This is a genomic window from Streptomyces sp. NPDC088350 (genome assembly GCF_044753545.1).
Classification (GTDB): domain Bacteria; phylum Actinomycetota; class Actinomycetes; order Streptomycetales; family Streptomycetaceae; genus Streptomyces.
The window spans coordinates 1,046,343-1,058,688 of the sequence record NZ_JBIVNL010000002.1 but is presented as its reverse complement, the minus strand read 5'-3'; the positions used below and the strand labels follow the sequence as shown (position 1 = coordinate 1,058,688).

Sequence of the window (12,346 nt, the reverse complement as noted above, 5' to 3'; positions counted from 1 at the left end):
AGCTACCTCGCCGGCCTACACCTGCGCGCCTCGATGATCTGGCTCAAGGACCTCACCCGAACCACCCATTGATCACGACTCAATACGCGCCCTAGGGGCGCGGGGGTCCCGAACCCGTCGTACCGGGGGGCCGTTGAGGGCGCGGGCGTAGTACCGCGGTACCACCCTGCGCAGCGGGTTGTGTACGTTCCCATCCCCTTCGCACGAACATCACGCCCACCAACTGCGGGAAATACCACCGACACACATATTTACAGTGCCTGTTACCTCTCCTACTGTGAACGTTCTCAGAGCCCAACCCGCATGCGCATGTCAGTCGACCCAAGGAGGTCGGGTTCCCCGTGAAAATCCCGGGCCGCATAGTGAAGGCCGCCTTGCTGCTGGCCGCAGTCGCCCTGCCGGCGGCGATGCTCACCCCCACGAACGCCGCCGCCGCGAACTCGCTCACCATGCTCGGCGCCGATGTCTCCTCCGCGCAGCGCGCGATCGACCTCGGCGCCAAGTACTACGACTCCAGCGGGACCGCCAAGGACCCGCTGGACATCCTCAAGGCCGCGGGCGTCAACTACGTGCGCCTGCGGATCTGGAACAACCCCGCCAGCGGCTACAACAACAAGGCGAAGGTGCTGGCGTACGCGAAGCAAGTCAAGGCCAAGGGCCTGAAACTGCTGGTCGACTTCCACTACTCGGACACCTGGGCCGACCCGGGCAAGCAGTACAAGCCCGCGGCCTGGTCGAGCCACGGCATCAGCGCATTGCAGACCGACGTCTACAACTACACCTACGACGTCTGCAACAGCCTCAAGTCCCAGGGCACCACCCCGGACAGCGTGCAGATCGGCAACGAGATCAACGTCGGCATGCTGTGGGACGACGGCAAGGTCGTCAACAACAGCTTCACCAACCTCGCACTGCTGCTGAAGTCGGGCTACAACGCGACCAAGGCGTGCAACAGTTCCACCCAGGTGATCATCCACACCGCCGACGCGGACAGCGACTCCAACGCCCGCTGGTTCTACGACGGCATCAAGGCGCAGGGCGTCAACTGGGACATCACCGGGCTGTCGTACTACTGCATGTGGCACGGCACCCTGGCCAACATGGGCAGTGTCGTCTCCGACATGAAGTCCCGTTACGGCAAGGACGTCATCATCGCGGAGACGGCCTACCCGTTCACCTCGTCCGACGCGGACAGCACGGCGAACTCGGTCACGTCCGGGTGCTCCGGCTATCCGCTCACCTGGGCGGGCCAGGGCGCGGAGTTCACCGCCGTGCAGAACACGGCCCGCAGTGCGGGTGCGATCGGTGTCTTCTACTGGGAGCCGACCTGGTACGCGGTCGCGGGCAACGGCTGGGACCCGGCCGACATCGCCAACAGTGGGGACGGCTGGGACAACATGGCGATCTTCAACTGGACCGGCCAGGTGAACCCGAACGTGAAGTGGACGCCATAGCAGGGTAGTTCGACGGCCCACGAACGGCACCGCCCTCTCCCTCGGGCGGTGCCGTTCTCCGTTCGCCCTTACTGCTGATGATCCGTCAGTTCTCTGTATACGGCCGAGGACCTGGGGTTGTCGCGGCAGCGCCACACGCCGTGCGGGCAGTAGTCGCTGATGGTCTGGTAAAGCGGGTGTCGGCCGGCCATCCAGGTGAGCATGCCGCGCACGTAGGTGGGGTTGTCGCCGTTGTCGAACAGGCCCCACTCGGGGTAGGCGATGAGCTTGTGGTGGGCGCGGGCGAAGTCGGCCTGCGCCAACAGCCCGTACGGCTCGGTCAGTTGGTCGGTGAAGGGCAGGCCTCGGGGGGCGTCGTAGGCGTCCATGCCGATGACGTCGACCCAGCGGTCGCCGGGGTAGCAGTCGGTCCAGGGGATCGCGTCGAGGCCGCGGTTGGGTGTGAAGTCGAAGCGGAAGTGCTGCCCGGGGACGGATCGCATCGCCGTGACGATGCGTGTCCAGTACTGCTTCCAGGCGTCGGGTGCGGGCGCGCAGCGGTGGCTGTAGGTGATGCCGTTCATCTCCCAGCCGAGGACGATCTCGGTGTCGGGGGCGCCGAGTTGGACCAGCCGCTCGGCGAGTGCGCGGAAGTGGTCGTCGTAGCGTCCGTCCGCCCCGTCCCCCAGTTCGGCGCGGACCACGTCGTCGGGGAGGTGTGCCTCGTTGCGGTCCAGCATCGGCACGTTGAGGACCAGCAGGCGGTCCTGCTCTGCCCGGCGCCACTCGGCCCACTGGTCCAGGTCGCTGGAGACGCCCTCGATGTCGCCCCAGGTGTCACCGGGCAGATACGCGTGCCCCACCCGGGGCTCGGGCCGCCCCAGCCAGGCACCGAACCCCGCGACCCGCCGCACGGCGTCGGCACCGTAGCCGACGTAGGCGCCGTAGGCCGTCCGCGGGTCGGACTGGTGTGCGGGCGCCGTTCGCACGGGCGGGGGCGGTGCCTCCACGCCGGGTACGCAGGCCGGTACGGCCAGCAGGACGAACGTGAGGACGACGGTGAACAGGGCCGACAGGCTGCGGCGCGTCCCGTGCGGGGCCACTGGACGCCTCTCCTTCTAACCGGGGTGCGGGGGTGAGGGCGGGGGGTGAGTGTCTGGGTGGGGGGTGCGTGGGGCGGCGGCGGGCGGCTCCGGCGCCCGAGCAACGTACCAGCGCGGGGCGGAACATGACGTAGCACGCCATTCGCGACATGAGGGGAGTACGCGGAGGGCGGATTCGTGTCCATCCAGTTCCTGGACTGGCCGGACTCGCACGACTCGCTGCCGCTGCGCGATCGGTCCGCTCCGGGGGCGAGGAACGAGGGGGCGGAGGCGGTGACGGTGACGGAGACGGAGGGGTGGCCGGCGGGGCGGCACGGGGACCTGGTGCGCGGGATCCTTGGCGAACCGGGGCCCGAGCGGCCGGCGGGATGTCATGGGCTGCGCGGAGCGGAACCGGGGCGGGGGTGGGTGCCGCCGCCCGGCGCCGGGCTGCCGGGCTGCCGGGCTGCCGGGCTGCCGGGCTGCCGGGCTGCCGGGCTGCCGGGCTGCCGGGCTGCCGGGCTGCCGGGCTGCCGGGCTCCGGGCTCCGGGCTCCGGGCTCCGGGCTCCGGGCTCCGGGCTCCGGGCTCCGGGCTCCGGGCTCCGGGCTCCGGGCTCCGGGCTCCGGGCTCCAACAACTATGTGGCTCCCGGGGCGAGTTGGGACGCCGCGACGCGCAGGACAGGCCTGCGGTTCTGGTGGGGCATTCCTACGCCGGGGCCGGCGACCGGCCCGGCGCCGAACGCCGGCCGTGCGACCGGGCGCGGACCGTCTGGCCCACGGCGAGAGACCGCGCAGCGCCAAGGCGCCCGACGGTACCCGAGTCCGTATCCCTGACCCGCGTCCCTCGACGGGTGTTCAGCGCTCCGGCCGCAGGTCCCGCACCGCGCCGGCGTCCCCGTCCCGCACGACCGCCGGGTCGGCCGCGCCGATGATCCGGGCACTGTGCCGCCGGAAGGACACGAACTTGGTCACCGCCTGGAGCAGGTTCGCGCAGGCCAGTGCGGTCCACAGGCCGGTCAGGCCCGCCGCGTCGGCGAGCGGGACGGCGAGGGCCGCCAGCGCGCCGAACCACACCGCCGTGGACACCAGGCTCGGCACCGTGCGCTTGAGGCCCACGAGGGCGAAGCCCGCCACGGCCTGGAGGGCGTCGGTGACGACCACCACGAGGACCAGCGGCAACAGTCGTACCACCTGGTCCGCCAGGCCCGGGCTCCTGGTGAACAGGCCGATCACCGGGTCCCGCAGTACGACCAGGACGGTCCCGAGGGCGACGACCGCGCACAGGGCGACGCCGAAGCCGGCCGTCACGCTGCGGCGGATGCGGGCGAGGTCGCACTCCTCGGCGTAACCGGCGATCAGCGGCACCGTGGCCTGGCCGACGGCCACCGCGGCGCTGAAGACGACGTTCACCAGGGACTCGGAGACGCTGTGCACGGCGGCGCTGTCGGTGCCGATGCGGGCGGCGGCGAAGGTCAGCACGCCCAGCACCGAGAACTTCACCAGTACGGTCGCGCCGAGCGGCACGCCGACCCGGGCCAGCCGCAGCACCTCGCGCGGATCGGGCCGGCCGGGTCGGATCGGGCGTCCGGCGAGTACCGTGCGGCGGCGCAGCGCGTACTGGTTGAGGCCGGCGCCGACCAGAGCGGAGGCGAGCATGGCCGCGCCGGCGCCCGTCAGTCCGAGGCTCGGCAGTGGTCCCGGTCCCCCGACCAGCAGCACCGACAACACCACGGACACGGCGGTCCCCACGAGCCCGGACCGCATCACCCGCGCCGAGCGCCCCAGCGCGACAAGCACGGACGTGGCCGACGAGTTGACGGCGATCAGCAGCACGCTGCCCGCCAACATCCAGGGAAACACCCCGAGTTGGTCGAGCACGGCGTCCGGGACCCCGAACGCCCCGCCGAGCAGCGGCACCGCGGCGACCGCCGCCGCGCATGCCCCGCCCACGGCGAACGCCAGCCACATCCCGCTGCGCACCAGCGGCAACAGCCCTTCGGGGTCGTCCCGGTGGGGCGCGACGAACGGCATCACGCCGCGCAACGCGCCCGCCACGGTGGCGGTGGCCGGGCTGAACACCGCGATCGTCACGGCGAACGCGGCCAGCGACACGGTGGCGTGCCGGCCCAGCAACGCGGTGTCGACGAGCGAGCCGGCCGAGGCGGCGAGGGTGGTCACGTACAGCGGCGCGGCGGCTCCGGTGATCGTCATGAATGCGCCGCGCCCGCTCACAGCCACCCATCCTTCCACTCAACTCCCCAACTCCGCATGCCGGTTGCGCCCTACCGCCACACCTGCGCGGCCACGCGCCGGAAGTTGCCGCCCAGGATCGCGGCGACGGCGTCCTCGGGGTATCCCCGCGCACGCAGCGCGCCCTCGACGGTCAACAGGCCCTCCGGGGGCATGAAGTCGATCGGTCCCCAGCGGGTGTAGCAGTCGGGGAACAGCTCCGGGCTCTGTGCGAGCATCGCGTTGAAGTCCCCTTCGTCGAAGGGGTAGTCGGTGGACACACCCACGTGTTCCGGACCGACGAGGTCGACGGCGTGGTCGATGTGCCGTACGAGCGCGTCGACGGAGGCGTCGTTGGGGCCCAGGAAGATCCCGACGCCGGTGATGCCGACGACCCCGCCCGTGGCGGCGCACGCCCTGGCCTGTTCGTCGGTGACGTTGCGCGGGTGGTCCCACACCGCGCGCATGCTGGAGTGGCTGTAGACGACGGGCTGTTGGGACACCTCGCACAGGTCGAGACCGGTACGGGCTCCGCAGTGCGAGCCGTCCACGACCATGCCGACGGCGTTCAACTCCCTTACCAGCGCCCGCCCGTAGGCGGTGAGCCCCTCGTCGACCTCGTCGAGGCAACCGCCGCCGGCCGCGTTGCGGGTGTTGTAGCTCGGCAGCATGGTGCGCACGCCGAGGTCGTAGAAGTGCCTTACCCGGTCCAACTCCCCTTCCAGGGGCCCGGAATCCTCCAGGTCGAAGGCGACCGCCACGTCCCCGGCCCGCCCGGCCTCGTCGATGTCGTCGACAGTCGCGACCAACCGCAGTCGGCCGTCCCCGGCGATCCGCTCCCGCCAACTCGCCACCAGACCGGTGACGTCGTCGGCGCCGTGCGGCGCGTACCCCACGTTGACCGAGACGAAGCTGCCGCCCGGCCTGCGGTAGCGGGCCAGTTCGCCGACGTCGGCGTGCTTCTCCAGCGGCAGGCAGCAGTGCTGCTCCCAGAGCAGGGGCGGGCGGGGCGCTTCCGAGGTTTCCTTCGACACGGTATGGATCATGCCCGTGCCGGGACTACGCCGTCGAGGGCGGCCCCGTCGTCCCCCGCACCTCCAGCCTCGGCGCCGACAGCACCGTCTGCCCCGCGCGTCCCGGGTCCGCCATCCGATCGAGGAGGTGCTGCGCGGCGCGGCGGCCGATGTCGTGGCTGGCGTTGTCGACCGTGGTGAGCCACAGGTGTCGTAGCCGGGCCAGGTACGTGTTGTCGTAGCCGACGAGGGAGAGGTCCCGGGGGACCTGGAGGCCCGACTCCTCGGCCGCCGACAGGGCGCCGACGCAGGCGATGTCGTTGAAGGCGAAGACGGCGGTCGGCGGCTCGGGGGCGTTGAGCAGGCGGACCATGGCGCGGTAGCCGCCCTCCTCGGTCAGGTCGCCCTGTTCGACCGTCGCGAGATCGGTCAGGCCGTGTGCGTGGACGACCGTCTCGAAACCGGCGCGGCGCAGTTCGCCGACGACACCCTGGCCGGCGATGTGGGCGATGCGGCGGTGGCCGAGGTCGACGAGGTGCTCGGTGGCGAGGCGTGCGCCGTGCTCGTCGTCGCCGGCGACGACGTCGACGTGCGGCAGCACCGGCTCGCGGGCGCCCGCGACCACGGTGGGGATGTGGGTCGCGGCGGCGCGCAGCTCGTCCGAGGCGGGGAGGGTGCCGACCGCGATCAGGCCGTCGACACGCAGTTCCGTGAAGGTGCGGGTCAGGTCCTCGCCGAGGCGCCGGTTGAGGCGGCCGTCGGCGAGGAGCATGTGCAGACCGCGCTCGTGGAGGCGGGAGCCGAGGCCGTCGAGGAGTTCCACGAACCAGGGGTTGCGCAGGTCGTTCAGCAGGATCCCGATCGAGCGGGTGCGGCGCTCGCTGAGGCTGCGGGCGGCGGCGTTGGGCCGGTAGCCGAGTTCCTCGACGGCCGTCAGCACCGCCTGCCGTTTCTCCGGGCGCACCTGCTCGGAGCCGCGCAGCACCAGGGAGACCAGGGACTTCGACACACCCGCCCGTTCGGCGACGTCGCGGATGGTCGGAGCTCTCATGGTTGGACCGTTCCATGCCATCCGGCTGTCTGTCAAAGGAGCGGAAAGGTATTGACATAAGGACGAACGGGTTCCAGTGTGACGGGAACAGCTTCTGGACCGGTCCAAAGAAGGGCAGTCATGGTGACCTCGCTCGGTGTTGCCGTCGTGGGCTTCGGATGGATGGGGCGGGTGCACACCCAGGCGTACGCCCGTGTCCCGCACCACTTTCCGCAGCTGCCCCTGCGACCGCGGCTCGTGACGGTCGCCGAGGACGTGCCGGGGCGGGCGGAACAGGCCGCCGGGCAGTTCGGCTTCGACTCCACGACCCGCGACTGGCGCGAGGTGGTCGCCGATCCGCGCGTGCGGGCGGTGAGCATCACCGCGCCGAACTTCCTGCACCGCGAGATCGGCGTCGCGATGGCGGAGGCCGGCAAGCACATCTGGATCGAGAAGCCGGTGGGCCTGTCGACGGCGGACGCGTCCGCCGTGGCCGACGCGGTCACGAAGGCGGGCGTCCAGGGCTCGGTCGGCTTCAACTACCGCAACGCGCCCGCCGTGGAGGCCGCCCGCGACCTGATCGCCTCCGGCGAGCTGGGCACGGTCACCCACCTCCGCGTCCGCCTCTTCAGCGACTACGCGGCCCACCCGGACGGCGCCCTGACCTGGCGCTACGAGCTGGAGCGCGGCGGCCACGGAGTGCTGGGCGACCTGGCCTCGCACGGCGCCGACCTGGCCCGGTACCTGCTCGGCGACATCACCTCCCTCGCCGCCGACACCGCGATCTTCCTGCCCCGGCGGGCCCGCCCCACCGGCGCGACCGCAGGCCACGCCCTGGCCACCGGGGGCGAGTTGGGCCCGGTCGAGAACGAGGACTACGTCAACTGCCTGCTGCGCTTCGCCTCCGGCGCCCGGGGTGTCCTGGAGGCCTGCCGGGTCTCGGTCGGCGAGCAGAACAACTACGGCTTCGAGGTGCACGGCACCAAGGGCGCGGTCTTCTGGGACTTCCGCCGGATGAACGAACTGGCCGTCAGCCGCGGCACCACGTACCAGGACCAGCCCGTCACCACCGTGTATGTCGGCCCGGGCGACGGCGAGTTCGGCGCGTTCCAGCCGGGCGCGGCGAACGCGATGGGCTACGACGACCTCAAGGTGATCGAGGCGTACCGCTTCCTGAGGTCCGTCGCCGAGGGCAAGCCGTACGGCGCCACGCTCCCGGACGCCGTACGCAGCGCGGCGGTTGTGGACGCCATGGTGCGCTCCGCCGAGACCGGCACCTGGATGAGCCCGGCGTGAGGGGCGCGCACCTCACCTGATCGGCGCGCCCCCGCACTGCGCCACCGGCGCGATCTCGCGCCCACCTGCCGGACTCGACTACCGTTCACGCTGGGGAGTCACTCGCCTACGCTGTGGTGACCCTGCGCGGTGGTGACCGGTTGGCGGACGGGTATGGGGGCGGCATGGGATACGGCTTCGGACAGCGGCGGGGCGGTCAACTCCCGGTGGAGTTGACCAGCTTCGTCGGACGCACCGACGAACTCGCGCTGCTGCACGCGGAGTTGGCACGGTCCCGGCTGGTCACGCTGGTCGGTCCGGGCGGTGTGGGCAAGAGCCGTACGGCACTGCGGGCGGCCCGCGCGGTCACGGACCGGTTCCCGGACGGGGTGCGGCTGGTGGAGCTGTCGGCCCTGCACGACCCGGAGTTGGTGCCGCCGACGCTCGCGGGCGTGCTGGAGCTGCCCGAGCAGTCCGGTATGACGCCGTTGGACGCCATCGTGGAACACCTGCGCGGCCGGCGGATGTTGATCGTCCTCGACACGTGCGAGCACCTGGTCGACGCGTGCGCGATGCTCTGCGACATCCTGCTGCGCGAGGCCGCCGGGCTGAGCGTGCTCGCCACCAGCAGGCAGCCGCTGGACGTGCCCGGCGAGCGCTGTCTCCCGATCACCCCGCTGGCCCGCGCCGACGCCGTCGACCTGTTCGTGCGGCGCGCCGCGGCCGTCACCGGCGGACCCGCGCTCGACGGCGCCGACCGGGAGAGCCTCCTCGCGCTCGTCGACCGCCTCGACGGCATCCCCCTCGCCCTCGAACTCGCCGCCGTACGGCTGCGGGCCGTACCCCTCTCCGAACTCGTCGCCCGTCTGGACCGGCACTGCGAGGTCCTGACCGGCGGCCGGCGCACCGCGCTCACCCGGCACCAGACCCTGCGCGCGGCCGTCGACTGGTCCTACGACCTGTGCACACCGCAGGAGAAACTCCTGTGGGCGCGCCTTTCGGTGTTCGCCGGTTCCTTCGAACTGTCCGCCGCCGAGCGGGTGTGCGCGGACGGCGATCTCGACGGCGAGCAGGTCGTCGAGGCACTGATCGGGCTTGTCGACAAGTCGGTCGTCCAGCGCATCGGGGAGGACGGCCGCCGCTACCGCCTCCTGGACACCATCCGCGAGTACGGCACCGGTCGCCTCGCGGAGAGCGAGGGCGCGGGCGCCGAGGCCGTACGCCAACGGCACTTCGCCCACTACGAGGAACTCGTCTCCCGTTTCTGGGACGGCCTGGTGGGCCCGGCCCAGGTGCGGCTGCACCACGCCGTGCGCGCGGAGATCGCCGACGTACGGGCGGCCCTGGAGTACGGCTGCGCCACCGAGGGGCGGGCGGGCGACGCGCTGTGGCTGGCGACGCGGCTCGGGGCGTACTGGCGGGCGGCGGGAACGCTGTCGGAGGGCCGGTACTGGATCGACAAGGGGCTCGGTCTCGTCCCGCGGGACTCCCCCGCGCGGGCCTGGGCGCTGTTCATGACCGGGGTGTTCGGGGTGTGGACGGCCGATCTGGAGACCGCGTCGGACCGGTTCCCGCAGGCCCTGGAGGTGGCCCGGCGCATCGGCGAGAGCCGGGTGGAGCTGTTCAGCGAGGGCTATCTGGGCGCGATGACCGTGCTCGGCGGGGCCGTGGAGGAGGGGATGGCGGCGCTCGGCGCGGTCCGTGAGCGGATGGTCGCGGCGGACGACGCGCTGGGCATCGGTGTCGTCCACTACGAAGGGGCCCTGCTGTACGCGGCGTTGGGCTTCACGGACCTGGCGCTGGAGTGGTGCGGGACGGGCCTGGCGTATCTGGAGGGCCGGGGCGAGCGCCAGTTGTACGGTTCCACGCTCACCGTGCAGGGCGTCATCCTGTGGCTCGTCGGGCGGCCCGAGGAGAGCGCGGTGGCGTTGTGCCGGGGGCTGGAGGCGGCGAGCGAGATCGGCGAGGTGCTCGTGGCGGCGCTCGCGTCCCTGGGGCTCGCCTGGCACGCGGCCGGAGAGCAGCGGTACGTGCGCGCCTGCTGGCTGCTGGGCTACGCGGAGCACGCGCGACGGCTGGGCGGCGACCCGGTCGGCATGCTGCCCCGGCTGCTGGAGGAGCAGGAGTCACAACAGCGGGCGGTGCGGACGGCGTTGGGCTCCGAACAGTACGAACGGTGGCGGGAGGCGGGAGCCCGCATGTCCGGCCGCGAACTGCTGGACGCCGTACGCACCGACGCGGACGAACCACCCGGCATCCCCGCGACCCGCCCCGCCCCCTCCGACAACCGCCCGGCCGACCCCCTCACCCGCCGCGAACGCGAGGTAGCCGCGCTCGTCACCCAGGGCCTGTCCAACCGGGAGATCGCCGAACGGCTCGTCATCTCCAAACGCACCGTGGACGCCCATGTCGAGCACATCCTGGCCAAACTCGGTATCGCCTCCCGTACCGAGATCCTGGCGGCGGCACGGCCCGGCGGGAGCGCGTCGGCGTAGGTATCCGGGCATGTCCGATACCTAGGTACCCCCGCCCGAGGCCGGCGTCGGCGACTACGTGCACCGATCTCCGGGATTTCCCGCCCTACGCCCCCGCCCGGCCCGCCAAGCTGGTCCCACCGCCAGGGGAACGGAGGTCGCGGGTGCCGGCAGTGTTGGTCAACCCCACGGCTGTCATGGCAAGGCGCCCGTCACCGCACCTCCCCTGGCGGTACGTCGCGCGGGGCTGCCCCTGTCGGCGGGGGCAGCCCTCCGTCCGGCCGGTGCCCGTGCCGCGCTCTCAGCAGTAGAGGTTGGCCCCGGGGTGGTGCCGAGGATCGACGTGAACCGCTGGTAGGCGTCCAGGCGGCTCTGCACCTGGGCGGGGCTCTTCCCGTCGCACTCCACCGAGCCGTTGATGCTGCGGATGGTCTGGCCGAAGCCGGCGCCGTTGACCATCGCGTTGTGCGGGGTCGTGCTGCCGGGGCCGCTCCGGGTGTTCCCGTACCAGAGCGCGGTCTTCCAGGCCACCCCTGGCTGGTGCGGAACGACAGGGCCGCCGGTGACGCGTCGATCTCCGTCCCGTCCGTGACCGTCGGGCTCGGGTGGTTGGGCGTCGCTCGCACCGTGCGTCCAGGCGAGGGTGCCGTTTTGGCCGATCTCGACCAACGGCGCCCCCTAGAGGCCGGCGCCGGACACGTCCAGGGTGCCGGTGACGGGCGGCATCGGGCCCGCGGTCGATGTCCGCGCCGCGCGTCAGCCTCGGGTCGTACGCCTTGGGGCTCTGTCGGCGGGCGGACGAACGATGGCTCAATTCCGACATCACAGACGCGGACGGCACCGGTGCGCACCGGCCCCGGGTCGTGGTCAACTGTGCCGCACGGGGGGCCGTCGACGACGACGCCTCCCCTCCGTCCCGGACGAGACGAAAGGTTCAGCCCAGTGAGCTTCAGAATCCAGCCGACCGCTCAGGTCGACGAGACGGCCGCGGTCGGCGACGGGACGACGGTCTGGGATCTGGCCCAGATCCGGGAGGACGCCCGGCTGGGCAGCGGGTGCATCGTGGGCCGGGGGGCGTACGTCGGCCCGGGGGTGCGGATCGGCGACAACGTGAAGCTCCAGAACTACGCCTTGGTATACGAACCCGCGGTGCTCGGCGACGGGGTGTTCGTGGGCCCGGCGGCGGTGCTCACCAACGACTACTTCCCCCGCTCGGTGGACCCGCAGGGCCGGCTGAAGCGCGGTGACGACTGGCAGGCCGTGGCGGTGGTGGTCGCCGAGGGGGCGTCGCTGGGGGCCCGTTCGGTGTGTGTGGCGCCGGTGCGCGTCGGACGGTGGGCGCTGGTCGCGGCGGGGGCCGTGGTGACCCGGGACGTGCCGGACTTCGCGCTCGTGGCCGGGGTTCCGGCGCGCCGGATCGGCTGGGTCGGCCGGGCCGGCGTCCGGCTGGTCGAACGGGACGGCGAGCCGGGCGGCTGGGAGTGTCCCGAGACGGGCGAGCTGTACGACGAGAAGGACGGCGAACTCATGGAACGCGCATGACTGCTGTCGCTCTCAAAACGCAATTCATCGAACATCTACCGGCATAACATGTGTGCGATCTGTGCAGACCAGGCACAATGAGCGCACAGACCAGTCGTGCCCAGGGGGGTTACCGGGTGGGGGACACCTGTGCCTGAAGCGAGGAGCGGCAACCGCTCCGCCGTCTGACATCTGCCATCTGCTGTGCGCCGCGCGCCAGTTCGCGCCGCGGCGATCGCCAGTCTGTCCACAACACAGGACCCACAGGGGGGTTGGTGTGTCCGAC

The 12,346-nt window shown here is 71.9% G+C and carries 8 protein-coding genes and 1 pseudogene; 4 read left to right on the top strand and 5 right to left on the bottom strand.

Going from position 1 to position 12,346, the window contains the following annotated elements; translation table 11 throughout:
- Positions 1-341 precede the first annotated feature (341 nt).
- Entirely contained in the window at positions 342-1,454 is a 1,113-nt protein-coding gene (locus tag ACIQBL_RS09850; RefSeq protein WP_401938865.1) for an arabinogalactan endo-beta-1,4-galactanase, read from the top strand.
- 68 nt (positions 1,455-1,522) lie between these two features.
- Here ACIQBL_RS09850 and ACIQBL_RS09845 read toward each other — a convergent pair whose 3' ends face one another.
- The 4 genes from ACIQBL_RS09845 to ACIQBL_RS09830 all read right to left on the bottom strand — a co-directional run bounded on the left by ACIQBL_RS09845 (position 1,523) and on the right by ACIQBL_RS09830 (position 6,811).
- A complete protein-coding gene (locus ACIQBL_RS09845) occupies positions 1,523-2,536 on the bottom strand; it encodes a glycoside hydrolase family 26 protein (RefSeq protein ID WP_401938864.1) in 1,014 nt (337 codons plus the stop codon).
- Positions 2,537-3,373: 837 nt separating this feature from the next.
- The gene (locus tag ACIQBL_RS09840) at positions 3,374-4,729 is read right to left on the bottom strand and encodes an MATE family efflux transporter (protein WP_401938862.1); all 1,356 of its coding nucleotides are present in this window, start codon (positions 4,727-4,729) and stop codon (positions 3,374-3,376) included.
- Between the two features lie 71 nt (positions 4,730-4,800).
- Positions 4,801-5,781, bottom strand: a complete 981-nt coding sequence (locus ACIQBL_RS09835) for a dipeptidase (RefSeq protein WP_401938860.1) — start codon at positions 5,779-5,781, stop codon at positions 4,801-4,803.
- A 25-nt stretch (positions 5,782-5,806) separates the two neighbouring features.
- Entirely contained in the window at positions 5,807-6,811 is a 1,005-nt protein-coding gene (locus ACIQBL_RS09830) for a LacI family DNA-binding transcriptional regulator (protein ID WP_401938857.1), read from the bottom strand.
- Between the two features lie 120 nt (positions 6,812-6,931).
- Between ACIQBL_RS09830 and ACIQBL_RS09825 the strand changes: the two genes are divergently transcribed.
- Both ACIQBL_RS09825 and ACIQBL_RS09820 read left to right on the top strand, forming a co-directional pair.
- Entirely contained in the window at positions 6,932-8,086 is a 1,155-nt protein-coding gene (locus ACIQBL_RS09825) for a Gfo/Idh/MocA family protein (protein ID WP_401938855.1), read from the top strand.
- A 164-nt stretch (positions 8,087-8,250) separates the two neighbouring features.
- Complete coding sequence (locus tag ACIQBL_RS09820) at positions 8,251-10,560, top strand: ATP-binding protein (protein ID WP_401938853.1); 2,310 nt, start codon at positions 8,251-8,253, stop codon at positions 10,558-10,560.
- Positions 10,561-10,840: 280 nt separating this feature from the next.
- Here ACIQBL_RS09820 and ACIQBL_RS09815 read toward each other — a convergent pair.
- Positions 10,841-11,073 (bottom strand): annotated as a pseudogene (locus ACIQBL_RS09815) (chitinase); the annotation flags it as partial.
- A gap of 408 nt (positions 11,074-11,481) precedes the next feature.
- On the opposite strand from ACIQBL_RS09815, the gene ACIQBL_RS09810 reads away from it, so the two are divergent.
- Positions 11,482-12,081, top strand: coding sequence for an acyltransferase (locus ACIQBL_RS09810; RefSeq protein ID WP_401938851.1), 600 nt, complete (start codon positions 11,482-11,484; stop codon positions 12,079-12,081).
- Positions 12,082-12,346 lie beyond the last annotated feature (265 nt).